Raw genomic sequence first — 25,301 nt, 5'->3', positions numbered from 1 at the left:
GGAGCTTACCACTTAAATCCACCGCGGAGGTAGATTTTTTCATCGTTGAACAAAGTTATTTCGGCCAGATAGAACAGGCGTTCGCCTTCGTAGCTTACAGACGGCGTCAGGGAATATTCCATCTTGGCACCATTCAGGAAATCCTTGTGAATTTTCATATGGTCCACACGAGGCGTGGTATCATTCAAAGCACTACCATAGTCCGTTCCCTTCCAATACCAGGTATTACGGAGGGAAGCGAAAATGCGGTGGTCCAATCGACCATAAACAGTCCAGTCAATAGTCTGACTGTTAGGGCCGTTCTGATTGCCAATGGGGCGACCAAGATGAGCCAACTGGGCCGTGTTCTTGTGGAAATGAGAATAGACGTAAGGTTCGATGCGGGCGTATTCCGCAATGGTACCAGCTTCCAGAAGATGTCCCTTTATAACAAAGTCATGAGCACCCTGAAGGCCTGCCATCCAAGCCCACTTGGCCTCGATATTGTCGTTCTTGACCAGGCTTACCGGGCTTTCCATATCATCCAGGAAGAATTCCGTATACAGACGGACTGACCTAAAGAGACGATAGTTGAAATCAAAGGACAAGGAACCATTATTGCTGTCTTCGGAGTAGTTGCCCTTTTCCATGAACAGCGGAGCCGTAGGAACAAAGAGCCAAGGCTTCATATTATCGTACAGCATCTGCAGTTCACTGATGCCGAAAGTGCCGTTCCCTACAGCAAGTTCGTAACGATGTCCAAACAGGTTGCGGCTTTCATCCTTATTCTTCATACTCATACTGGAGTAGATACGAAGATCGGCATAGAAAGATACAACGCGCAACGGACCAAAGGTCAAATCCATGGTCAACATGTTGTACGGGAGCGCAAACTGATTTAAGGACAAGTTATTGTAATAGCCGGGGCCCCAGTGCAAGACATCTCGACCTAAATCCAACCTGAACCAGTCATGATTAAAGGCGAAGTGTGTTCTGTAGCGGGCATAGCTTGTATATTCGATACCGGAGTTGTTCTCCTCTTTCTGAACTTCCAGGAATTCGCCGTCAAAAGATTTCGGATTGGATGCAGAATGGCCTTCATCATAAATGCGGGCATCAAGAACAAAATCAACAGAATCCGCAAACCCCCGCAGATAGATTCCACCATCAATGCTGGGCCAAACGGTATCACCCAAGGCCTCACCACCGCGATAATCCAGGCCACCCACCAGTGAAACGGCCAAGGCAATTCTCGGTTGGGCACTATCAGCACTACGTCCCTTTCCTAAAATGGATCCGCCGTGGACGTTATCATAACCCAGAAGAGCATTGCCTTCGGTCTTCAGGAAATTCTTGCGGAAGGTGGTATCGCGACGCGGGTAAGAGAAGAACTGACGCCCCTCCCCTGTTGTCACCTGATGCAATTCAAACAGCATGGGTGAATTTTCAAGCAACCGCAAATTGCGAACGTTTTCAGGAGCTACGACAGGAGATGCAGCAAAAGCTGAAACAACTAGGCTACAACAAATGGCCCAAAGACAAATGGGTTTCAAGAAATAATGTTTCATAGATGTTGATTTTTCAAGAATCGTGGACCATAAATTTAGTTTTTTTCGTCCTGCTTTTCTAGGGGACCAGTACGTTAACACGATTTCGGTCATTTTTGTTCCACCTGGAACAATTCATCCCATTTAATAGTAGGCTTACCATAAAATTCATCATTTTATTTCATCTAGACAATTCAATCAAAACATATCTTTCAAGGCAGTGTAAGGAAAACTCAATTCAAAGGGCTATTATGACATCAAGGAAGTTTTTGGGTATTTCGGCTTTCGCAAGCCTCTCTTTCGGTCTAATGGGCGGCTGTTCAGACAGTTCCGTCGATGCAAACACTGCAGAAGTACTGGGTCAGGGCGGAATCGAAGCCGGCACACAGAGCCTGTGCGGTGATTTGATTTCCCTGGTTGATGAAACCAGCAACACGACCTATTGCTTCGATGCAAACAACCAGCTGCAATATTTTGTAGACGCCGCAGGAAACACCACCAACGCCACCATCGGAGATACAACACAAACCACTCCTTCTGGCGATCCGTCCATTGAAAATCCCAGTCCCGATATTCCGGCGACCAATGTATGCGTCGATCCCGTTGACGGAACCGTCGCCATCAACACTGTCATTTCTAACGCAGATGGCAGCACCTACATGTACGACGCCAACTGCAACAAGATTATCTTGACCCAACCCACGGCCGGCACCCCTTCTACCGACACGAACCCCATTGAGGGTACGGACACTCCCGCTTCCAGCACAAGCGTCGCAGAAAATCCGGTTGGGGCCGCCAGTTCCTCTTCTACAGGCATAGCCGTTTCTAGCGGCAGCTACGAATCCGCCTCCAACGGGAACTCCCCCACCATTACCTACGCTACATCTGGCGCAACCCTCACAAATGACAACGGCTGCGTTACTGTAAACGGAGGCGAAGTAGAAATCACCTGCGCCGGCGAATATGAATTTAGCGGTAGCTACAAGGGAGCCGACGCCCAGATCCGCGTCAACTCCCCCAAGGCAGATTCCGGAGTCTACCTGAACCTTCGCAGTCTCACACTCGAAAACACCGCGGACGCTCCCATTTACGTGCAACAGGCCAGCAAGACTTTCGTGGTTGCAAAAAGTGAAACCGTAAACACTCTGAGCGACGGAAGCACCCGCACTAAGGCACACACTTACGTCAATAACAGCGGCGTTACCAAAACAGACACTACAAACGCAGCCATCTACTCCAAGGACGATATGACCTTCAAGGGAACCGGCACCTTGAACGTCACCGGCAACTACAATAACGGCATCCAGAGCTCCAACGATCTCCGCTTCCGCGGCGAAACCATCATCAATGTCACCGCCAAGAACAACGGCATCAAGGGCAAGGGCCTCGTAGATGTTGAAAAAGGCAACATCACCATCACAGCCACTTCCGGCGACGGCATCAAGAGTGACGAATGCACCGTCAACGGAAGCGATACCACTATTACCGAAGGCAAGGGCATCGTAAGCATCAAGGGCGGCTCCATCAACATTATCAAGGCCGGTGATGACGGCATTCAGGCCTTCAACTATGTGATGATTTCCGATAGCGTCTCGGTTCCTTCCATCAAGGTGAATTCCACGGGCAAAGGCATCGTTTCCGAAAACCGCGTCTACATCAACGGCGGCGAAAACACGATAACTTCCGGCGACGACGGAGTACACAGCAATCTGAATATCGACTTCAACGGCGGATTTACAACGATTACCGCAAAGGGAAATGACGGTGTCCATGCAGACTCCACTCTACGCATCACAAACGGTACCGTCTATGTAAAGGACTCCTACGAAGGCCTTGAAGCCTGGTACATCACCATCAGCGGAGGCGTTACTGACGTTTACGGTTCCGATGACGGCTGGAATGCAGCTGGTGGCAATGACGGTTCCGGCAACAGCACGCAGACTGGAGGCAACAACTGGGGCAATCGTCCCGGTGGATTCGGCGGAGGCATGGGCGGCATGGGCAGTTCCAGCGGACACCTTACAGTAACCGGTGGCGTACATTACGTAAAGACAGGTTCCGGTGATACCGACGGAATTGATTCCAACGGCGAACTGACCATTTCCGGCGGCGTCGTGGTGGTAGAATGCCAAATCAGCGGTGGCATGGGCGGTTCCTTCGACTCTGACGGCACAGCAACACTCACCACAAAGACACTTCTCGGCTTCAGCAAAAGTAAGTCCGAGGCGGGCACCAGCTACAACGTAAGCTTCAACACCAACGGCTACTACGGTAACTCCAGCATCGCTTTCAAGCCCACTACTTCCGGCAGCTACATCCAAGGCACCAGCCAGGTTTCTACCATAAGCAACATCAACAGTTATAGCAAGAACGTCACCTTCCCCAACGGAAGCACCGTTTACTACAACTAAGAAATTACCCTCCTAACCCCCAAAGGACCTTCCGATTCGTCGGAGGGTCCTTTTCCAAAAGCAGCGCACACCTCCCCCAGCAATCAAATTCCGCGCAGTTTACCCCTGAGGAAAACAAAAAAAACACCGGCTTTTAACCGGTGTTCTTTGCAAAATTTGCGGAAATATTCGCAAGGTCTAGAACGATTACATCCAGCCGCGATCAGAAGTGCCGGAAATGCCGCGGATCTTAAGATCGAAGTCATCACGGTTGGTAGCGGCATTCATTGCAGTTTCAAGGGTAATCTGTTCGGTCTGATACAGTTCCAGCAAGGCCTGGTCAAAGGTCTGGCTCTGGTACTGCATATGACCATCAGCGATAGCTTCTTCAATAAGATCGTTCTTATCCTTGTCCTGGATGTACTCGCGAACGGCACCGGTGTTCACCAGAATTTCTGCTGCGGGAACACGACCCTTGCCATCCTTGGTGGGCAGCAAGCGCAGAGAAATAATGCCCGCCAGAACTTCACCCAGAAGCAGACGGATTTCATCATGCTGGTGCGGCGGGTACATAGAAAGCACACGGTGAATAGTTTCAGTTGCGTTGGTGGTATGAATCGTAGCAAACACCATATGACCGGTATCAGCAGCGGTCATGGCAATCTGCATGGTTTCCAGGTCACGAATTTCGCCCACCAGCAAAACGTCAGGGTCCTGACGAAGAGCGGCACGAAGGGCATTCGCATAAGAAAGGGTATCTACGCCAATTTCACGCTGAGAAATAATGGCGACGTTATCCTTATAGAGGTATTCGATAGGATCTTCAACGGTAATGATGTTCACCGCTTCGCTCTGGTTAATGTAATCCAGCATAGAAGCCAAGGTGGTAGACTTACCAGAACCCGTCGTACCCGTCACCAGAATAAGGCCACGCTTGGTCAAAGCCAACTTCTTGATGATTTCAGGCAAGTGCAGTTCTTCGAAGGGAGGAATCTTTGCCTTAATATGACGGATAACGATAGCGATGGAACCGCGCTGACGGAACACGTTCACACGGAAACGACCCATATCGCGGGCGCCCACAGCAAAGTCGCATTCCTTATTCTGTTCAAAACGCAGTTTTTGGTCACGATTCATGATATCATCCAGGAAGGAATCCATCATACCGCCATCGACGCGGATGTCGAAAGGTTTAGTCAGGGCACCGTTAATACGGTAGACCGGAGGTACACCCACGCGAATGTGCATATCAGAAGCCTTGCGATTCACCATTTCGCGCAAGAGCTGTTCAATACGAAGCTGAGCCTGTTCTGCCATTAGGTGTTACCTCCAAACTTGTCACGGAAAATCTTTTCAATTTCATCCTTACGGGCCGCAAGTTCCTGATCACCGGGTTCACGCTGAACCAGTTCCTGGTACATCTTGAGAGCGTCGGCATAAAGTCCCTGGTCAAAATAGATTTCTGCCAAGGTTCTAGTTCCCATGCTATCATCAAGATTCAGTGCGCCCCTTTCGATAGGAGCATCCGGATTCTTTACAAGGCCAGCAGTGATTTCATCGTCAGAGTCACCTGACATCAAGAAATCCATGCCGCTGCCAGTAGTCTTGGGTATTTCGGTCAGCGCATCATCTTCCATGTCGAACAGACCCTTAAAGGCACCGGAAACTTCACTTTCCAGAGAAGCCAGGTCCGGATTTCCGGCAACGGGCTTTTCGACGAAAGAAACGTCTGCCTCAGGAGCAACTTCAGAAGGAGCCGCGGAACCAACCTCAGGGGCGACAAAATCATCATCGCCACCAAAAAGACTGTCGAAGGACTTATTCAAATCCGTTTCCAAATTACCCGATGCAGGATTCTGCAGAGATTCTTCTACAGCGGCAGTCGTGAGCTGCTGTGCGGATTCAAAATTCAAGTCAGACGATTCGGTTTCTGAATTCATGCCAGGCAAATCCAAATCATCGTCATCACCAAACATGGATGCAAATGCACCGCCCATTTCCTGAGCAATATCAGTAGATTCCTGTTTTTCGGAAACAGGGGCTTCGGGCATAGTCAATTCCGATTCAGCCAAATTAACTTGTTCAACAAGTGTTTTTTCAGCCTTTTCCTCGGGCAGATCATCATCCGCGCCAAAGATGGAATTGAAAGCAGAACCAACTTCAGAATCGTCATCCATGAACGACATGGGAGAAGCGATCTGCGGATCGGAAGGAACATCCACTTCCGATACAAACTTCGGTTCTTCGGTAGTTTCTAGGGCAGGAACTTCAAATGTTTCTTCTGCAGCTTGTTCAGCCTGACCTTCGGCAAGCATGTCAACCGGAGCGTCGAAGGAGAGATTGTCATCACCGCCAAGAGACAGTTCAGATAATTCGCTGGACTTTTCAAAGAGATTTTCTTCGGGAAGTTCATCTTCACCGAAAATAGATCCAAAGGCGTCATCCACGCTCACAGGCTTATCGGCAGCGGGAGCGGCTGCGACCGGAGCCTCCGCTACGGCAGGAATATCAGACAAAGCGGAAATAGATTCAGACAGAGGTTCGTCTGACATGGAATCCAGAGATGTAGTGCTAAAGTCTGCATCGGCGGACTTTTCAAACATCGAGAAACCAGCCGGCTCGTCAGCAAGTTCGGCAGCAGGAGCAATTGTTTCTACAGGTGCTGCGGCTTCAACAGGTGCAGCCGGAGCGGCAGGTGCAGAACCAAATTCATCAGGAAGTTCATCTTCGCCGAAAATAGAATCAAAGGCATCGTCCACGCTCAAGGGCTTGTCTGCGGCAGGTGCAGCCGGAGCGGCAGGTGCAGCGGGTTCTTCGAAGGAAGTCAAAGAAGAGAAGGAATCATCGGCAAAAGAAGATGACTTTTCAAACAAGGAAGATTCTTCGGCAGCCGGTTCTACGGGTGCCGGAGCGGCAGGAGCTGCAGCAGAGGCTGCAGGTGCGGAACCGAATTCTTCAGGAAGTTCATCTTCACCGAAAATAGAATCGAAGGCGTCATCTACACTCAGGGGCTTGTCAGCAGAAGCTGTAGACTGGCTTTCAAAAATCTTGGATGCATTTGCTTCGGCAGCTTCATCCACAACAGATGCAGAGAAATCAGCAGCCTTGGGAGCAGGCATTTCTTCGGCTTCAAGATCATCATCTAGGCCGAACATATCCGACAGGGCGGCATTAACATCGTTGCCGGAAACATTGTCATCTGCAGGGAATTCTTCAATGGGCTTATCGATATCATCGTCAGCCCTAATGGAATCCATAACAGAATCAAGCGAAGCAGTCAGTTCATCGATTGCGGCATCATCACCGGAATCGCTGTTCGGAAGCATGGCGGCAAGAGCAGCAAACGGATCATCATCGTTAGACGAACTGCTCTCTGAAGCAAAGCCAAAACCAAAAGAGGAAGACTGTTCTGCAGGAGCGTCATCCTCCTGCATACCGGAGCTGAACAAACCCGACGAACCCATGCTTTCAGAAGCAACATCATCGTCAGAGGTTTCGCCGAAAGCTTCACCAAAGGCCTTTTCAAAGGAGCGGCCACCGGAGTTAGACTTTTCAAACAAGCCTCCCCCAAGAGATTCATCGTCAGCAGAATCATCAGGACCGCTAAAGAGTCCAGTATTAGAATTGGATTTTTCGAAAAGACCACCATCGGAGGATTCATCATCATTTCCGGATGACAGGGCATCAGAAAGATTGAAGTTCAGAGAATCGTCACCATCAGACGGAACGTCAAAGCCACCAGAAACTTCTTCGGTAGCGGCGCCAGCAACAGCAGCGGCTTCGGCCACGACTGCAGCCTCAGGAATGACATCGTATTCATCCTTCCAGAACTTGTTCAGGGGATCCATGTCATGGTAGCGACGGTAGCAGCGGTTACGTTCGGCGACATTTCCCAGGCGATCATAAGCGTCGCCCATAATCTTTTGGGCAGCCAGGTTAAACGGATCCATCACAAGAATGTTGGTGCATTCCTGTACGCAATCTTCAAATTCTTCTTTCTGAAAGAGAATCTTGGAACGAACAAGTCTAGCCGCAATATCACCAGGATAAAGGGTCAAACCACCGTTGACTCTCTGAAGAGCAGTGTCCAAATCACCTGCAGCAAGTTCCATATCGGCAAGCCAGGCAAAAATCTTGGACTTACTGTTTTTCTTGCCTACAGACTTTTTTAGAGATTCCAACGTCACCGCCATAAACACCTCTACAATTAGAGCAAAATTGCTTCGTCAGACAAAAGGACAGGAATTCCTTCACGGACAGGGTAAACCCTAGAACCGTCAGCAGTAATCAAAGCCTCGGTCAAGGATTCAGTAATTGTTTCACCCCCCACATTCTTGAGGGTTCCGGCAGAAATAGCACTATTCAAGGCAGAAAGACGTTCGCTATCTGCCAACTTGAGGGCTGCACGAGTTTCGGGGCAGCAAATAATATCCAAAAGCTTAGAATCTAACATAAGACCTTTATTACCAATTACTTACACAAAAATAATATCATTTCGCGAAAACGTTGTAGACCTAATGGAGGTATTTAAGGTTTACAAGGGCATAATCGCCATCTTTTCCGTTTCCTATGAGCAAAAACACACGTAAACCCAACTTTTCAAGCCAATTTACGTCGTAGGGCTCACAATATCCAGAGAAATTGGACACCACCAGAAGTTCGCGGCAGCCAGTTCGATTGCAAACAGACTCCATACTGGAAAGGGGGCCCAACAGGTGCTGACGATTGCTTTCGGAAACCGCCTTAGGGTCATTGGATACGCAACCCAGAATTTCGATACCGGGAATCACGTTGTAACGGTCAAACCAGTTGTCCAGAGAATCCTGGGAGCCGCCCAGCAAAATGGAACGATGACGTTTCTTGGCAAAAATGCGGTAGAAATAGTTTATCCAGAAAGCCACACGACGCCAGGCCTTGAGGGCCAGGGGGATAAATAAGCAGGACACTTCCAATTCAAGCAGAGCGTGAATAAAGTGACTCTTAGCGCTAGGCATGTCGTCCAGAGGCAACAAATAAGGCAAACAGACTCCTGCCACAGCCAGTATATTTAGAGGTAGCAGAAAGCGGATAAATCTCTCCCCCTTCAAACTACCGTTAGCGTACTCCCCCCTAAAGGTAAGGAAGACGATATTGATCAAGGCTACAACACCCGCAATCAACCAGCCGTTTTCAAAATGGACGTTGGCCACAAGTCCCCACAGAGCCACCACACCCAAATCCAGGAAGATTTTCCAGAACTTTGGAATCAGGCGGGAGAACATTCCCACAAAGGCAGCAAACAGGATACCCAAAGTCACAAACAGTGTCGGCACAAAGTACAAGTCCTTATGCTTCTTCACGAAAATAATCATGGCCTTGTAGAAGTCCACGTAGGATTTCCAGCGGCGAGTCTTGCAGCTCTGTCCCTTGAAATGAAGGATATTGGTTGCCGGAGTGTAATAGTTCTTGAAACCAGCCACTTTTGCACGGAAGCAAAGGTCCAGGTCCTCACCATACATGAAGAAGTCTTCATCAAAGCCCTTCAGCTGTTCGTACAAGTCACGACGCATGCAGAAGAAGGATCCGCTGATGGCATCCACTTCCGTAACCTCTTCGGGGTCGGCGTAGGTCATGTTGTAGGAAGCAAACAGCTTGCTCTTGGGAAACAAGGCGGCCAGACCCACCGTCTTTGAAATGGCAGAGAACGCCGTGGGGAATGAACGGCGGCAAGCCAATTGCAGGGAACCATCCTCATTCAGGATACGGCTGCCGGCAAGACCCGTTTCCGGATGTTCCTGCACGAATTCCAGCATCTTGCGGAAGGAATCCTTGGAAACGAGAGTATCCGGATTGATAAAGAACAGATAGGGGTTGGTAGCCGACTTTACAGCAAGATTACATCCCTTACCAAAGCCCAGATTTTCCTTGGAATCAATCCACAGGACTTCAGGGAAGAACGCCTTGATTTCTGCAGATATGGGTTCAGGCGAACCATTGTCCAACACAATGACCTGGGTATCCAAGCCTTCACTTGCGTCACGGACGGACTTTAGACAGGCAGGAATAAAGTCACAGGAATTGTAGGCGACAATAATAACGGAGCAGGAATAATCTACAGCCATGGAACACCCTTGTTTAGATTATGCCAAACCCAGACGCAGCTTAAGGACCAGGAAGAAAGCTTCAGAAATAATGCCACCGCTCATCTTGGAAGTGCCGCGGGTACGGTCGGTAAACACGATGGGAATTTCCTTGACGGTAAGTCCCTTCTTCCAAATCTTGAAGGTAGTTTCAATCTGGAAGCAGTAGCCATCGCTCTTCATCTTGTCCAGGTTCAGAGCCTGCAGGGCGCTACGACAGTAGCACTTGAATCCACCGGTAGCATCGCTAATGGGAAGACCAGTTGCAATACGGGTGTAGACATTAGCGCCATAGCTAAGAATCAAACGCTTCAGATCCCAGTTGACCACGCTAATCTTACGATCCAGATAACGGCTACCCAGCACAAGGTCAGCACCATTTTCTGCAGCTTCCAGGAAGCGGTTCAAGTCGGCAGGATTGTGGCTAAAGTCGGCATCCATTTCAAAGACGCGTTCGAAGTCACGTTCAAGAGCCCACTTGAAGCCAGTCACATAAGCAGAACCCAGGCCCATCTTGCCGGGACGGCGAAGAAGATGGATGCGGGGATTCTTTGCAGCTTCCGCTTCAACCATGTCTCCGGTACCATCGGGAGATCCATCGTCCACCACCAGGATTTCCAGGCATTCGTTCTGCTTCAAGATAGCAGACATGATCAGCAGGATATTTTCCTTCTCGTTGTAGGTGGGAACAATTACCAAACTCTTAGGATAAGACATGCTTTTGTACTCCAAAACGTTTCTAATCAAAAATCAACAGTTAAAATAACAAACATTACTTGTCGTTAATGGATTCCGCCACAGGATAAGTCTGTTTCTTGTTTCCATTCATCATTTCACCAAGAAGCCCAAGACTAAAGAACTGCACGCCCATGACCAGGGAGAAACCGCCAGCCAGCAAGAGGGGGCGAACATGCAGGGCGCCCAGCTTAATCCATTCATAGCCGAAGTAGCCACAAATGCCAAAACCGGCCAGCATAAAGATCAAGCCAAGCAAGCCAAAGAAATGCAAGGGCTTTGCGGCAAAGCTGCGCAGGAACATGAGAGAAAGCAAATCCAGGAATCCAGAAACCAGACGGGAAACGCCATACTTGGAAACGCCATGAACGCGTGCTCGATGAGCCACAGGCATTTCGGTAATGCGGAAACCCTGCCACTTGGCCATCACCGGAATAAAGCGATGGAAATCGCCATACAGGTGAATGAAGCGGACCACGGAACTGCGGTAAGCCTTGATGCCGCAGTTAAAATCGTGGAGGCGCTGTCCGCAAACTGCAGACACAGTCAAGTTGAACAACTTGGAAGGCCAAGTCTTGTGCCAGGGATCCAGGCGACGGATCTTCCAACCCGAAACCAGATCATATCCCTCATCGAGGATCTTAATCATCTTGGGAATTTCAAGAGGATCGTCCTGAAGATCGCCATCAAGGGTCGCCACATACTTGCCGGTAGCCTTGGAGAATCCGAAAGCCAAGCCAGCAGCCTTACCGCAATTGAACTGGAAGCGGAAAGCCTTCAGGAAGGAATATTCCTTCGACAGGGACTCCACCACTTCCCAAGTGCTGTCACGGCTACCATCATCAATGATAATGACTTCGTAGGTAAAGCCAGTGGGTTCAATAGCGGCAACGATTTCCTTAAGAAGATCCGGAAGATTTTCGCTTTCTTCCTTCACCGGGATAACAAGACTTAAATCCATATAAAATCGCTAGTTTCGAGTTTCAAGTTTCAACAGTTAGTTTGCAGCAGCGACAACCGCAGAGGCTGCGCTATCGGCAGGGGCTGCAGAATCAGCGGCAGGAGCCGGTTCTTCAACCTTCAGAGGTTCGTCGGAAAGGGTTTCTGCCTGACGGATAGCCATCATCAAGCGGGCGCGGCCACCTTCTTCGAAGGACGGAACGGCTTCGAGACCGCGGTTAGCCACTTCGATAGCCTGCTGCTTCATACCTGCAGCCTGGTAGACGAATGCGGCTGCCCAGTAGTTACGCCATTCATCGGGGAACTGCTTAATGCCCATTTCCAGATACTTGGCGGAGGCTGTAGCAAGGCTATCCACCTGAGCCTTCTTGTCGGCTGTAAAGGGATGGCTGTTGCGGAGCTTTTCGATCTTGTCGCGAGCATCGAAGGAAATCTGCAGGTACAGAGAAATGTAGCTGGACAGAAGACGGATGGTTTCGTCATTGATATAGGCGGTACCATCACCAAGTCCGCGGTACTTATAGACGTTATCAATAAGGTTTGCGGTATAGGCTGCGTCAAATGCATTACGCTTGGGATTCAGGTCACCCTTCACCAGGTTGTAGACCATACCTTCCTGGACCATGTACTTTTCGAGACCCATGAAGTTGGAGGTTCCAACGGTGGTAGAAATTTCAATGGGGCGATCCATATTCTGGAGAGCAAGATCGACAACCAGCTTATGCTGGGTCAGCATCATGGAACTACGAGTACGGGCAGCCCATTCAGTAAAGGCATCCCAAACCTGATAGTGGACCTTGAACTGCAGCAGCTTAACAGAATCTGCGGCAGACAGCTGCTGACCTTCCATAGCGTCGATGCGGCTCTTCAGCTGAGGCATCAGGCGCTGAGCCTTCTTGACCCAGGTAGAAGTCTGGTGGTTGGGATTGTTAGCGGAACTATTATCAAGAACCATATCGCTATCAATGGTTTCCTTGGTGTAGCTCAGCTTAAGAATCGGTTCGTTTTCAAGCATCTGCTTGATGTACCAGTCGGTGTTACCCAGAGACAGGTTCACCACGCGCACGTCCTTACGGACTCCGGCCACTTCCTGTGCAAACCACAGCGGGAAGGTGTCGTTATCGCCATTGGTAAAGAGGATGGCGTTGGGGCGGCAGCTGTTCAGCAGGTTGAATGCGTAATCCCAGGGAACCCACAGGCCAGAACGGTCATGTTCCTTGTAGTTGGAAGCACAGGGAATTACAAAGGAAACAAGCACCAGGGCGGCAGCCAGCGGAGCGGCCAAGGTAGGCATAGTTCCGGTAGCGCAAAGGAACACCAGGATACCAGCGCCGATACCGAAGATGAGGCTCATGAAAATGAAGGCCGGAGTATAGAAGTAGTCACGTTCGCGAACTTCGAGATGAACGGATTCGGGGAACGGTGCGCGGCTACCCACCTGGGCAAAGCCCTGTTCGATCTTGGTCCAGTTCTGCCATACAGAGGAGTTGGTGTATGTTTCCAGCTGCTTCTGCAATTCAGCAATACGACCCTGGGTATTTTCGCGACCCTTCAGCATTTCGATGCGGATCTTGGTATGTTCGATATTCTGACGCATGTCGATCAGTTCGTTGGGATCCGGCAGGGCGTTAATGCCTACACCACGAGAATTCAGATCCTGAACATTACGAGTCATGACGCTGACCCAGTAGTCATGGTCACGCTGTTCCATACGGGTGCCATCGGCGAAGTTGATGTAGAACAGCAAACCGAGAGAGCAAAGGGCATAAAGAATAGAAGTAAATACGCCAAGTTTCTTGTTACGTCTCCAGATAAAGACGCAAACCATAACGATAAGACCGTTAAAGATGAGGAAGATCAAGAACTGCGGCAAGACAGCATCGCCCATGAAGCTCATCTGAGTGGGGAACTTGAAACCAAAGCGTTCCACAGGCTGATTGTCTGCAGAATCAAAGGTGTAAACGCCATTGGCATAGTTCACCTCGCCCACCTTGTAAGGCAGGTACTGGGCCATCTGGTATCCACCGTAACCCATATGAGGGAAGCTGAGGAACTGATGGGCGGTACGGGCACGGCGGTAGAAGGCACGGCTAATCATGCTTTCGGAGCCATACTGCTTACGTTCGATAAAGGCGTTAAAGGCATCCCAGTTTTCAGCCTTGAACAGGTTACCCAACTGCAGGTTGCCCTGATCATCGCGGATGTTGATTTCCGGGTTATTTTCGTCGATGGTGGGGTTCAGTTCAGATCGGATAGGAATATAAAGATGAGTGCTGTAACCAATCAGGGCAAAGAAAGCAAAGGCAAGAGAAAGGCGTACAGCCTTGTTCATGCGCGGGCGGAAAGGCTTTGCAACACTGAGGATAGCCAAGACCACAAGGCAACCCAGGGAAATTTCAATAAAGGCGGACACCATGTAAATCACGGAGCACAGGAGAGTACCGGTGATCCACACAGGAATGCGTTCCACAATCTTCTTAGGTTCTGCCACCAGCAGCAAGGCAAACACGGCAGGAACGGTAAGCATTGTGTACAAGTGAGCGCCAACACCAAGGAATGCGATGTAGCAAATGAAAATCAGAATGCGGTTTGCATAATCTTCATCGTCACGCTTGTTGTACCAGACCAGACCCAGGTAAGACACCAGCATCAAGATGAGCATGGCAATGCCGTAAACTTCAGCTTCCACGGCGTTGAACCAGAAGGTATCAGAGAAGGTCAGCAAGAAACCAGCCACCAGGGCTGCGGTACCGAGAACAATATAACGAACCTTTTCGGAGATCTTTTGAGCAAGGGCGTCGGTCTTAAGGACGGTTGCCAGAAGTTCCCAGGCGAAAAGGGCGGTAACATAAACAGTCGCAGCGGAGCTAACCACAGAAATGTAGTTCACGCGCTTTGCGATTTCTTCAACAAAAGGCAGAAGAACAATTACTGCACGGGCAAAGAAAACGAAGAAGGGGGTTCCAGGAGGATGGGGAATACCGAGGGTGTTAGCACAGGCCACGAATTCACCGCAGTCCCAGAAGGAAACGGTGGGAGCCATGGTCATGGCATAGACAACCAAGGCAACCAAGCAGGTGATACCTGCAAAAATATGCTTCATCCACTTTTCTTTATTGAACACGTTACTTCTCCTTAGTACCCGGAATCACGATGCCGCGGCTCTGCAAGAAGCCGGTCAGCAAACCATTAACAAAAGACGAGGAAGAATCAGTGCTGAACTTGGCAGCAATCTGAACCGCTTCGGAAATAGCCACCTTCATGGGGACTTCGGGAATGTAAGTCAGTTCCACCATGGCGATTCGCAGAAGAATACGATCCAGGCTGGCCATACGGTCCAGTTCCCAATGAGCGGCGGCAGCCTTGATGCTTTCGTCAAGGTCAGCGCGGTGTTCCTGAATCAGGTCCACCAGTCTCATGCCATACTTCTTCTGGTTGTCGTGAATTTCCTGAGCTTCAAGAACTCCAGGAAGAGCCTGAGCCACAGTCTGTCCGGTGATTTCCATGGCGTACAGCAACTGCATTGCAAATACGCGGGCGGGTCTAAAACTTACTTGTGCCATAAAACTTTCTCGTTTTTTATAAGTCTCAGTTTACGTTTCTTTTTTTATTAAATCTGCTTGTAGAGGTTTGCCATTTCGACGGCGGTAGAAGCCCAGCTGCAACCCAGGTTGCCAGCCTTAAGGCCTGCGCGGTTCATAGCCTGGTCTACGGTATCGGTAGTGAGGATCCCCAGAATCATGGGAACCTTGCCTTCGGCGGCAATACCGGCAATACCGCTGGTAGAATTGTTCACAACCACGTCGTAGTGGCCAGTTTCGCCACGGATAACTGCACCTAGAGCCATAACGGCATCAAACTTGTTGGAATCCGCCATGCGGCGGCAAATACCCGGCAGTTCAAAAGCGCCCGGAACATGAGCCACGGTAATATCCTTTTCATCTACGCCAAGGATCTGCAGCTGGCGGAGTGCACCATCCAGCAGTTTATCCGTCACGATTTCATTAAAGCGGGCCACGGCGATCGCCACCTTCAGGCCAGTTCCATTCAGAGAATTCTTCAGTTCGTTCATAATACTCCCTTAAGCCTCGTCCAACTTCAGGTCGTGGCCCATCTTTTCTTTCTTGGTTCGCAGATAGAAACGGTTAATGTTATTGGGCTTGATTTCGATAGGAACACGTTCCACGATTTCAAGACCGTAAGCGGAAATACCATTGATCTTGCTGGGGTTATTGGTGAGCAAACGCATCTGCTTCACACCCAGGTCAGCCAAGATCTGTGCGCCGGTACCATACTGGCGTAAATCAGACTTGAAGCCCAGCTTGATGTTGGCTTCTACGGTGTCCAGGCCCTTTTCCTGCAATTCATAAGCGCGGAGCTTGTTGCAGAGGCCAATACCACGACCTTCCTGGCCGCGGAGGTAAAGGAGCACTCCCCCATGTTCACCAATGAACTTCATGGAGGCTTCCAACTGCTCACCGCAGTCGCAGCGCATGCTGCCGAAAATATCGCCCGTCAGGCATTCGCTATGGACGCGAACATAAACCGGCTTGCTGAAATCCGGATTGCCAGCAACCCAGGCTACATGTTCCACACCGTCGGTGGAGCTGCGGTAGGCGTAGGCCTTGAATTCGCCGTACTTGGTAGGGACGTTGGGAGCAGCCACACGCTGCACCAGCTTTTCGTTCTTCAGGCGGTAGGCGATCAAGTCGTGGATAGAGATAATCTTGATGTCGAACTTCTTGGCCACTTCCTGCAACTGAGGCATACGGGCCATGGTGCCGTCTTCGTTCATGATTTCGATGAGAGCGGCAGCCGGGCGAAGTCCAGCCAGCTTTGCCAGGTCCACGGCAGCTTCCGTGTGGCCTGCGCGGCGGAGCACGCCTTCTTCCTGGGCGTACAGCGGAGAAATGTGGCCAGGGCGGCCGAAATCGCTGGGCTTGGAAGCAGGATCGGAAAGAGCCAGAATGGTGGCGGCACGGTCATGGGCAGAAACGCCAGTGGAGCAACCTTCGATCTTATCCACCATGATAGTGAACGGGGTACCCAGAATGGATGTGTTTTCTGCGGTCTGACGGGTCAGATTCAATTCGTGGCAACGCTTGATAGGCAGCGGGCAGCAAAGAACGCCACGGCCTTCGTGGAGCATGAAATTCACCTTTTCCGGTGTAATCTTTTCGGCGGCGATTACAAAGTCGCCTTCATTTTCACGATCTTCGTCATCGACGACAATGAGGAATTTACCGGCCTTGAAGTCTTCAAGGGCTTCTTCGATCGTATTAAGCAAGGTCACGCTCCTTCAAATAATTTTCGATATATTTGCCAAGCATATCTACTTCTACATTCACAATAGTACCGGAAACCCAGTTACGCAAATTGGTGCGGGCCAGCGTTTCGGGAATAATGCATACGCGGATGGAATCCTCGAACTTTTCGGCCACCGTAAGGCTAATGCCGTTCAAGGACACGGAACCGCGACGGATTACATAGCGGCGCAAGTCCTTAGGGAGTTCCAAATCCACTTCCACGCCCGTTTCGCGATTGGCAACGGCCAAGACCTTCACGGAAGTATCCACATGGCCCATCACAAAATGACCGCCCATAAAGGAATCTGCCCTGCAGGCCTTTTCAAGATTCACAAGTTTTCCCGGTTCAGCTTGCTTGAAAGAGGTGTTTTCCACCGTCTGGTGCATCAGGCAGAAGGTAGCCTCGTCGTCGGTGCAGCTTTCAATGGAAAGGCACACACCATCGTTAGCGACACTATCGCCCAAATTGCAACCCTTAAAGAAACCGGGTGCGGATAAGCGCATGGTCAGCGCATCCCCTCTCGTTTCCAGAGAAAGGATGGTTCCCGTACTTTGAATAATACCAGTAAACATACGGGCCAAATTTAGAAAAAGACGAGAGACGAGAGACGAGAGACGAGAGTGAAAACAGGCGAATAACGCTGATTTTGAGGTCGGACCAGTACTGCAAGTTAGATTTAGCTAACATCCATATTATACAACGGTAATTTCCTATAGGTAATGGCTAGGGGGGGTATACTACATTTACCCACAGGAATTATCTCATTGGGACGGAGGAATCATGATTATTTTTGAACACCCTATAAAGGCAGCCTTCATTGGCTTTACCACAGCGTCTATACTAGTCGCCAATGGAGACGACGAGTCAAGTAATCCTGTAACAAACAATACCTAAACCAGAAACTCCTGACTGAGGGAGAATACGGAGTAATCTGTGATCCTCCAGAAAGAACGCAGGGAGTGTGCCCTGCAGGATGGCATATTCCATCCGCTAAAGAATGGCTTGACCTTTTCAGCAACACAATCAACAACGGCCGAGTCAAGTCTTCAGCAATCGGAAACGATCTCAAATCCTCAAAAGGATGGAATAGTGGAACACACAAGGATATATACGGCTTTTCGGCAATTCCCACGGGAGCATGGGGGAATAGGCCCAGGTAGCGGATTAGGAGAATATTCCGGCATGTGGAGTTCCGATGAACAAGGAACTTACGGCGCTTACATGGTTTCATTGGACGTAGAACGTTCTACAGCTTGGTTGTACGACGAAAGCAAGGCTCTGTTTTTAAGCATTCGCTGCCTTATGGATTCAGACAAAGATCCTACAGATACAACTTCTTTTACAGGAAGCAACAAACAGCCAACACTTAACAAGGTTATCCAAGAAGGCTTTTCCGTAGAAGACTATATGAATTCCCAAGTTGACTATGGCACGCTCACGGACAAGCGCGACGGGCAGGTGTACAAAATCGCGAAGATTGGTTACCAATGGTGGATGGCAGAAAATCTAAAGTATGCAGACAGTATAAAAACGCCAAGCCTCGTAAATGGTAGCTGGTGCTACGACGACAATGACCAACGTTGCCTGCTAACAGGACGTCTATACACCTGGGCTGCCGCCATTGACTCCGTCAAACTGGAAAACAGTTCTCTGAAATGTGGATTTGGAACTAGCTGCAATATTCCAGACCGAGTACAAGGAATATGCCCTGAAGGATGGCATTTGCCGAATCAGACAGAATGGAACGATCTGGTGAACAAGCTTGGAGGCAATAAAGTTGCGGGACACATCCTTAAAGCCCAATCTGGCTGGGGATCTAGTAATACCACGCATTTTCAGTGCGTTGCTTAAAGGACTACTAAACCCGATTATTGCGTTTATGCAGGATAATAGACGGTAAGCACATCGGGGCCGGCCATGAAGGATTCCTTGGCCACGATGTTCTTGGGAAGTTCCGGAAATTCCAGGCCTTCCTTGATGTTGCCAGAGGCAGCGAGATCTGCGATGGCATCGTCGATGCGGCAGTCGGTGGAGCGCCAGATATTCAGGCGGTTCCAAAGAGGTTTGGGAGCGACAATGGTTTCGCCAGTAGAAACGGCGTCGGCAAACAATTGATTGGCGAGACCTGCGCCCGGTTCCACCATCAGACGATGCATACCACGGGCAGAAAGATCGTCGATCATGGAAGTCCAATTTTCAGCGAAAGTGGATCCAGTCAAAAGAATGACGCAAGGCACTTCGTTAGATTCTTCGACTTCGCGCTCCGCACTTCGCTCTGAATGACACGGGAGGGAGCGTTCAGAAAAAGCAGGCTGTGGGACGCAGGAGAAAACGAGAATCTTTTTTTCCTGATTCAGAGAGAAGACTTTCAGCTTCGAAACTTCTTCTGCGGAAAATTTATGATGTCCCGCCCACACAATTTTTACGGGATCGTTTCCGGCAGCGTTACGGACATTCAGGCTAGGATTATCAGCAAGAACGGTTCCTGCCCCAACAAGAACAGCATCGCTGATGGCGCGGAGTTCATGATTCCAGCAGTTGGCCCCATCACCAGTAATGCGGACAGGCAAATGTTCGCCATTCAAACCAACAACGCCCATGAAATTTTCCTGGGAGACGGCGCATTTTACTTCTACAAAAGTACGCTTGTTGCGAACGTAGAAATCGTAAGCTTCGAAGTAACGTTCTACGTCGTGGAAGACGGTACGACCTTCCGCTTCCGCCTTGCGAGACTTTCCTGCAAGATTCTTCGCTTCGCTCAGCATGACACCCGAGGACTCGCTCAGCATGACATGCGAAGGTTCACTCAGGCAGTTGCATTCGCCGCATCCACAATCGTCCCAGCCATCATCCACTTCAGCGGCGATGCAGGCGTCCACGCCTTCGAAAACTTCGATTCCGGCTTCTTCCAAAATCTTACGGCTGTTCCCGCGGACAACAGGATTGGGGTCCCCGTGAGCGTAAAAGACTTTCGCAATTCCAGCGTCAATGACGGCCTTGGTGCAGGGAGGCGTGCGGCCGTAATGGCAGCAGGGCTCCAAAGTCACGTAGATAGACGCACCACGAGCCAGTTCGCCCGCGTCACGCAACGCCATGACTTCGGCATGGGCACTTCCGGGGCACTGCGTACGCCCCTTCCCCACGATAATTCCATCTTTAACCACAACGGCACCCACCGCCGGATTGGGGCGGCTCACGCCAATAGAAAAGACAGACTCATCAAGAGCCAACCTAAGAAAGTTCATTTACAGCTTCGTTTTTTAGTCAAACGTACTATCGAACTAACCACTACTTCTTGGGATAAGCCAAGAAACCGCCAAGAACATTGTAAGCGCGGTCATAACCATTGCGCATCAAAATCAAGGTAGCAGCTTCACTGCGGCGACCAGAGCGGCAGTAAACCAGGACGTCCTTATCCTTGGGCACTTCAGCCAGACGGTACTTCAATTCACTGAGAGGAATATTCACGGCATGGGGAGCATAACCATCATTCAGTTCGTCCGGATTACGAACGTCCAGGTACATTGCACCCGAGGCGTTCATTTCCATGGCCTTATTCCAGTCAATGTTCTTCACTTCATCAACAATGTTTCTGGGAGCTGCAGGCTGGGCAGGAGCCGGAGCCGGCTGAGCCACGGGAGCAGCTTCAGGAGCCTTTTCAGCAGCCTTCTGTTCATTACAGCCTGCCATCAGGAACATTCCGGCAAAAGCAAACATCATCAACTTATTCATTTTATTACTCCTACTATTTTTTTTCAATAAAATCATTTACGCCAAGCAGCATATACACCATCAAAATCTTGTGCGTTTCACCGTCTAGATTTTTAATCGGAACGGCATTCATCCAAAGCAAAGAATCTGAAGCCCCAAAAACACCTTTCCAGGCAACAGCGCGTCCTCGTTCAAAAACCTCAGACAAATATCTATGGAAAAGCGAGAAGTACTTCGGGCGCACCACTTCCAGCAAACGAACCCCTTCGACCTGTTTGGGAGATTCCCTTCCAAAGGCCAGGGAAAAAGCCTGATTGCACCCGGCAATCTTATAATCTCTGTCAACCCAGACCACACGAATATCCGGGAGTCTCAAGGCAGAAGCCAGCAAATCGCTACTATCGACGCCATCCTCCAGCACAGGATTATCCTGCAGCAGTTCCATGCGGCGGGCAGCCCCCTTAAACACCATATTGGAACCTTCTTCCATGGTCAAACGGCCATTAAAGGAGTACCAGTCCGTAGCCCCGTCAGACCTCAGCAAACGAAGGCAAATACCTCGACGATCCTCGCTATCATGACCCGACGCTCTAAAATCCACAATTCGGGAATTCAGCATCTTTTCAAAAATTTCGCAGTCTTTCGCCGGCATCATGTTTTTAAGGTTCTGAACACCCACGGAGCGGGGAACCACACGACCTTCTTCATCGATAAGAGGCGTAAGCAAGGTGAAGCGACGGGAATCCACATCAAGAGACCACAGGAAGTCCCCCGTATTCTGCAGAAGCATATCGATATTCTGTTTCAGTTCATCGCGCTGGTTTCTGGACTCCACATCCAAGGTCACATTCTTGATCAGAAGAACGGTGTTATCTTCGCCCGTCTTCTTCTGGATAAAAGCACGCAACTCGTACCAGCGCAAGCCTAATTCACTATCGTAACTAAAGATAAAGGGAATATCCGGATAGGAAGCCAACCCCTTGGTATAATCCTTCAGACGTGCATATTCCTGAGCCGAAAGAATCTTCTTGAAGTTCTGTTCCTGGCAAATACGTTCAAAAAGAGGATCCGCAATGAATCGCGGCGTGGCATCAATCAGGTTGCCATCCATAGAAAGCACCACCTGAAATTCGCCCAGGTATTCCGAAAAATTGGAATAGGCCTTCTGCTTTTCGCGGGAATCCCTAATCAGCAAGATCGAAATGACCAACGCCACCCCAACCAGGAAAAAGGCAAAAAGTGAAGCCGCAATGATATTCAGCGAGATAAACATAAATTCAGTCCAAATTACAATCTACAAGATAGTCTTTTTTCCAATTTTCTTTTTAACACTTAAACCAAACCAGTCCAGAGAATGATCAGATTTTCCAATAGAACCACCAACATTCCACAAATCAAAATGAAAATTCACGCCTAGCCCCACACAAAAACCGGGAAACCGGTAAAAAGTAGACAAAGAGACAAACCTAAAATTTAGAGAAGAACCCATATAAGCAGAACGGCCATCCCATTGAAAAAAAGCATCTAGGCTATCGCCAGGTTTTATGGTAACGCCAGAAAGGTACTGCATATTTTTTAATGGTTCATGAAAAAAATTCCACAGGTACGTCCACAAAATTAATCGTCCATACACAATAGATGCGCCCGCCTTATAACGATGGGACGTCCACAATTCATCACCGGGAGTCCACTCCATCGAAAATCCATAGGCGCCCCCAACAGCAAGCCAATCGCCATTCACAGACATGCCCCATTCTGTATAAATTTTTCTGTATAACGAATCCATTGATTCATAAGAACCAATAAAAGCCCCTCGATACCTGGAGTCGCCCCATTCCCCAGAAACAGAAGATGCCAACTGATCCGTTTCCGGCAAACGGTAAAAATCCATACTGAATCCAGGATTCGCAAAACGAGCCGGCGACGAGGAATAATCAGAAAGAAGCCAGGAAATATCATTACCAAAGGCGAACCCAACCAGCAGAAGCAAAAACGCAATTTTATTCATACGAAGCCCTACGGACGAATCAGAATTCCCACAACATTTTCAAACTTGCCCGTCGAGATAGACACGTAAGCAACCCCCAAGCCCATTCCATCAAGAGACACTTTACGCCAGGCATTAAATCCAGGGGGCACATCGGCCTTCCAACGCTCCCGCCCAGCAGAATCCAGCAGACGGAGAGATACCTGAAATTCGCTTTCAACATAAACTCTTAACGAATTACCTCCTAGGCGAACCACCCTAGAAGAAAGCTTGTATGTAAAAGGAGACTGGATTTTTTCGTTCGTCCCATTAGACCGCACAAAACCTGGGGTATTCTCCGATTCCATAGTCAAGGGATTAAAGCCTGACGGACATGACACCATATGCCGATCCCAGCAAACGCTATCCACCACAGCCTCCCCGCTGCAAATGGAAATGCATCCCGACGAATTATTCAGATAACCAAGCGCAACCTGAACCAGCCCCACATCCCTATAGCCAAGATATTCCCTGAGTTGTGCGGTATCCTTGGTCAGCACGATGGTCTCATAAGGGTCTATAAACCCGGCACCCCAGCTTCCACCTCGGCCACAAAAGCGAAATTTTTCGAGAGGGACGGCTACCGCACTACGATTGTACACTTCCACCCATTCCGGTTCAGGCTCCTGGGGGCAATGATGCACCTCCGAAACCACCAGCGGCCCCCCACCTGGCGCAAATAGCAAGGTGTCTAGCGAATCGTTATAGGGAGCTTCATCGGGCGGTAGATTCCCGCGAATCCAAAAATCCCGGGAAGATTCCCAGCTAAAATTCCCAACCACCCACAAGGAGTCAATCACACTTGCACTTCCATCCAGGGGGATGCGCTCCAACCGTAGCCAGGCAGAATCACACCCCGTCAAGAAAACCGTATACTTGTCATGGTCCCGCAAAACAGGAGCGAGGCCGCAGTCAGCCACTCCGACTTCATATTGCGGGTTAGCGCACCCTATGGTCGGTTCCGCAAAAATCCAACGGTCAGAATCTTTCACCCGCTGTAACGCCATTCCCGCCTTAGGCTCTGGAATTTCAACGGAATCCACACACGAACCCGCCCAAAGACGCCACGTAGACCTCCTGGAATTCGGAAGACTTAACTTTCCCAATAAGCCACACGCCACCCCATTCCCCTTAGGGCAATACAGGCTATCATGAACCAGGACGAATCGTTTGAAGGTCGAACCGGACTCCCAGGAATTACCTCTGGGCAAGGCAAAAGATAAAGCCGGTTTTTCATCCATCTGCACCCATAGGCTTTCCGCCCCACAATCATCCAGACGAATCTCGACGAATTCTCCTTCCTGATCAGGAACATCCTTGGGATCAGAAAAGAATTCCACAAAACGAGGGCAGGCAAGAGCGGAACCCAAGCCAAAACATAAAAAGCAGAGAACTGCAAGAACTGCAGCCCCGAATCCTTGATTTTTCAAGAAATCACCCCTTGGGGTGAGCCGCCTTTAGCCAGTTCGAGCCGGCGCCATTTTCTCGGGCGGTTTGCCTACGATCGGTAGAAATCAATCTACAGAATGATCGTTGGGCAACATATAGGCAAGCGGATTTACAGGAGAATTGTTCACCCACACTTCGTAGTGAAGATGGGGTCCGACAGATCGACCTGTATTTCCCATGTATCCAATAACTTGGTAACGATGAACGAACTGACCCGGATGAACAATATACATCTGCATATGGCCCAGACGAGTCTTGATTCCATTCCCGTGGTCAATAGCCACGAAGTAACCAAAAGAAGAACTAAGCTGAGCAACGTCCACCACACCGTCGGCGGGGGCGAAAATCGGAGTCCAGCGTTCGTTAGAAATATCGACACCCTGATGCATCTTGCCCACTTCACCCGTGACAGGGTGAATACGGGGACCAAAAGAAGAAGCGAAACGCCCCTGGGTAGGAGAAATAGACGGAACGAAACGCCACATGGAAAGTTTCTGGTCCATATATTTGCCCAAGTTGTGGAAAGAAGCGTCGTTATTGTGGAGCTTGGACTGCAAACGCTTGGCCGTTTCGCCCAGCAGAGCCATTCGTTCTACAACAGGAGACGTGGTGCGCAGCAACAGGGAATCCTCGCCAATGGCGCCACCGGTACCCATTTCACGGGAAGATTCATCCTGAGTGGGCAGGCTGAAACGAGCATAAAGGCGATTTTCGTCACGGAGGAAGTCAGACGTGGTGCCAGCCAGATAATCCAGAGTCCCCTGGATCTGGGACATTTCGCTATCCAGGCGGTGACGTTCATCCAGCTGGTGGTTCAACACACCTTCGTAAATGGTGGTGGTCACCATCTGCACAGCAAAAAGGATGGCGCCAATAACCACAAAAACACGAAGCACCGGCCATGCCTTGAACAGGACGGCAGGCACATGCAGGGTCATCGATTTCGATGACTTCTGGAAGTGTATGGTGGTCTTAACAAAATTCACGGCGGGTAAGATAGTAAAAAATATGACCAAGCGAACGTAAAAATTCACACAACATGAAACATGGAGGGAACAATTTTTACACAAAAAGCTGG

The 25,301-nt window shown here is 49.7% G+C and carries 21 protein-coding genes; 3 read left to right on the top strand and 18 right to left on the bottom strand.

All coding sequences use genetic code 11. The annotated features are described in order from the left end of the window. Positions 1-5 precede the first annotated feature (5 nt). On the bottom strand, positions 6-1,433 hold the full coding sequence (locus B7992_RS01880; RefSeq protein WP_254917580.1) for a hypothetical protein: 1,428 nt from the start codon (positions 1,431-1,433) through the stop codon (positions 6-8). A gap of 344 nt (positions 1,434-1,777) precedes the next feature. On the opposite strand from B7992_RS01880, the gene B7992_RS01875 reads away from it, so the two are divergent. Further along, positions 1,778-3,937 carry a carbohydrate-binding domain-containing protein gene (locus B7992_RS01875; RefSeq protein WP_088665470.1) on the top strand — a complete coding sequence of 720 codons (2,160 nt, stop codon included), beginning with the start codon at positions 1,778-1,780 and terminating at the stop codon, positions 3,935-3,937. Positions 3,938-4,123: 186 nt separating this feature from the next. Here B7992_RS01875 and B7992_RS01870 read toward each other — a convergent pair whose 3' ends face one another. The 11 genes from B7992_RS01870 to B7992_RS01820 form a co-directional block, all read right to left on the bottom strand. After that, entirely contained in the window at positions 4,124-5,233 is a 1,110-nt protein-coding gene (locus tag B7992_RS01870; RefSeq protein ID WP_073159999.1) for a type IV pilus twitching motility protein PilT, read from the bottom strand. Continuing rightward, complete coding sequence (locus B7992_RS01865; protein WP_088665469.1) at positions 5,233-8,109, bottom strand: tetratricopeptide repeat protein; 2,877 nt, start codon at positions 8,107-8,109, stop codon at positions 5,233-5,235. The genes B7992_RS01870 and B7992_RS01865 overlap by 1 nt, the downstream gene beginning before the upstream one ends. A 14-nt stretch (positions 8,110-8,123) precedes the next feature. Continuing rightward, a complete protein-coding gene (locus tag B7992_RS01860; protein ID WP_073159995.1) occupies positions 8,124-8,369 on the bottom strand; it encodes a Trm112 family protein in 246 nt (81 codons plus the stop codon). Between the two features lie 61 nt (positions 8,370-8,430). Next, positions 8,431-10,017 (bottom strand): glycosyltransferase family 2 protein, encoded by a 1,587-nt coding sequence (locus B7992_RS01855; protein WP_073284801.1) that lies wholly within the window; start codon positions 10,015-10,017, stop codon positions 8,431-8,433. 18 nt (positions 10,018-10,035) lie between these two features. After that, positions 10,036-10,752: a polyprenol monophosphomannose synthase gene (locus B7992_RS01850; RefSeq protein ID WP_073159991.1), complete on the bottom strand. Its 717-nt coding sequence runs from the start codon at positions 10,750-10,752 to the stop codon at positions 10,036-10,038. Positions 10,753-10,807: 55 nt separating this feature from the next. After that, complete coding sequence (locus tag B7992_RS01845; protein ID WP_073159990.1) at positions 10,808-11,731, bottom strand: glycosyltransferase family 2 protein; 924 nt, start codon at positions 11,729-11,731, stop codon at positions 10,808-10,810. Positions 11,732-11,767: 36 nt separating this feature from the next. Further along, on the bottom strand, positions 11,768-14,854 hold the full coding sequence (locus tag B7992_RS01840; RefSeq protein WP_088665468.1) for a DUF2723 domain-containing protein: 3,087 nt from the start codon (positions 14,852-14,854) through the stop codon (positions 11,768-11,770). 1 nt (position 14,855) lies between these two features. After that, complete coding sequence (gene nusB / locus B7992_RS01835; protein ID WP_073159988.1) at positions 14,856-15,293, bottom strand: transcription antitermination factor NusB; 438 nt, start codon at positions 15,291-15,293, stop codon at positions 14,856-14,858. A 47-nt stretch (positions 15,294-15,340) separates the two neighbouring features. Further along, on the bottom strand, positions 15,341-15,802 hold the full coding sequence (ribH, locus tag B7992_RS01830) for a 6,7-dimethyl-8-ribityllumazine synthase (protein ID WP_073159986.1): 462 nt from the start codon (positions 15,800-15,802) through the stop codon (positions 15,341-15,343). A gap of 9 nt (positions 15,803-15,811) precedes the next feature. Beyond that, positions 15,812-17,023 (bottom strand): bifunctional 3,4-dihydroxy-2-butanone-4-phosphate synthase/GTP cyclohydrolase II, encoded by a 1,212-nt coding sequence (locus B7992_RS01825; protein WP_073159984.1) that lies wholly within the window; start codon positions 17,021-17,023, stop codon positions 15,812-15,814. Continuing rightward, positions 17,010-17,609 (bottom strand): riboflavin synthase, encoded by a 600-nt coding sequence (locus B7992_RS01820; protein WP_088665467.1) that lies wholly within the window; start codon positions 17,607-17,609, stop codon positions 17,010-17,012. Before B7992_RS01820 ends, B7992_RS01825 begins: the two co-directional genes overlap by 14 nt. 387 nt (positions 17,610-17,996) lie before the next feature. Here B7992_RS01820 and B7992_RS17320 point away from each other — a divergent pair, with 387 nt between their 5' ends. Further along, positions 17,997-18,197, top strand: coding sequence for an FISUMP domain-containing protein (locus B7992_RS17320; protein WP_073236731.1), 201 nt, complete (start codon positions 17,997-17,999; stop codon positions 18,195-18,197). A gap of 247 nt (positions 18,198-18,444) precedes the next feature. Beyond that, positions 18,445-18,888 carry an FISUMP domain-containing protein gene (locus B7992_RS01810; protein ID WP_254917579.1) on the top strand — a complete coding sequence of 148 codons (444 nt, stop codon included), beginning with the start codon at positions 18,445-18,447 and terminating at the stop codon, positions 18,886-18,888. Between the two features lie 26 nt (positions 18,889-18,914). Here B7992_RS01810 and ribD read toward each other — a convergent pair whose 3' ends face one another. The 6 genes from ribD to B7992_RS01780 form a co-directional block, all read right to left on the bottom strand. Continuing rightward, complete coding sequence (gene ribD, locus B7992_RS01805) at positions 18,915-20,282, bottom strand: bifunctional diaminohydroxyphosphoribosylaminopyrimidine deaminase/5-amino-6-(5-phosphoribosylamino)uracil reductase RibD (RefSeq protein WP_088665466.1); 1,368 nt, start codon at positions 20,280-20,282, stop codon at positions 18,915-18,917. Positions 20,283-20,325: 43 nt separating this feature from the next. Next, positions 20,326-20,769, bottom strand: a complete 444-nt coding sequence (locus B7992_RS01800) for a rhodanese-like domain-containing protein (RefSeq protein ID WP_073159969.1) — start codon at positions 20,767-20,769, stop codon at positions 20,326-20,328. Between the two features lie 13 nt (positions 20,770-20,782). Next, positions 20,783-22,021, bottom strand: coding sequence for a PAS domain-containing protein (locus tag B7992_RS01795; protein ID WP_073284789.1), 1,239 nt, complete (start codon positions 22,019-22,021; stop codon positions 20,783-20,785). A 21-nt stretch (positions 22,022-22,042) separates the two neighbouring features. Continuing rightward, positions 22,043-22,756 (bottom strand): hypothetical protein, encoded by a 714-nt coding sequence (locus B7992_RS01790; protein ID WP_073236740.1) that lies wholly within the window; start codon positions 22,754-22,756, stop codon positions 22,043-22,045. An 8-nt stretch (positions 22,757-22,764) separates the two neighbouring features. Then, positions 22,765-24,204, bottom strand: a complete 1,440-nt coding sequence (locus B7992_RS01785; RefSeq protein ID WP_088665465.1) for a hypothetical protein — start codon at positions 24,202-24,204, stop codon at positions 22,765-22,767. A gap of 84 nt (positions 24,205-24,288) precedes the next feature. Then, the gene (locus B7992_RS01780) at positions 24,289-25,209 is read right to left on the bottom strand and encodes a M23 family metallopeptidase (protein ID WP_073160051.1); all 921 of its coding nucleotides are present in this window, start codon (positions 25,207-25,209) and stop codon (positions 24,289-24,291) included. Positions 25,210-25,301: the final 92 nt, after the last annotated feature.

The organism is Fibrobacter sp. UWH1 (genome assembly GCF_002210365.1).
Lineage (GTDB): Bacteria > Fibrobacterota > Fibrobacteria > Fibrobacterales > Fibrobacteraceae > Fibrobacter.
Note: the sequence above shows the minus strand (reverse complement) of the source record. Positions and strands in the feature narration are given on the sequence as shown.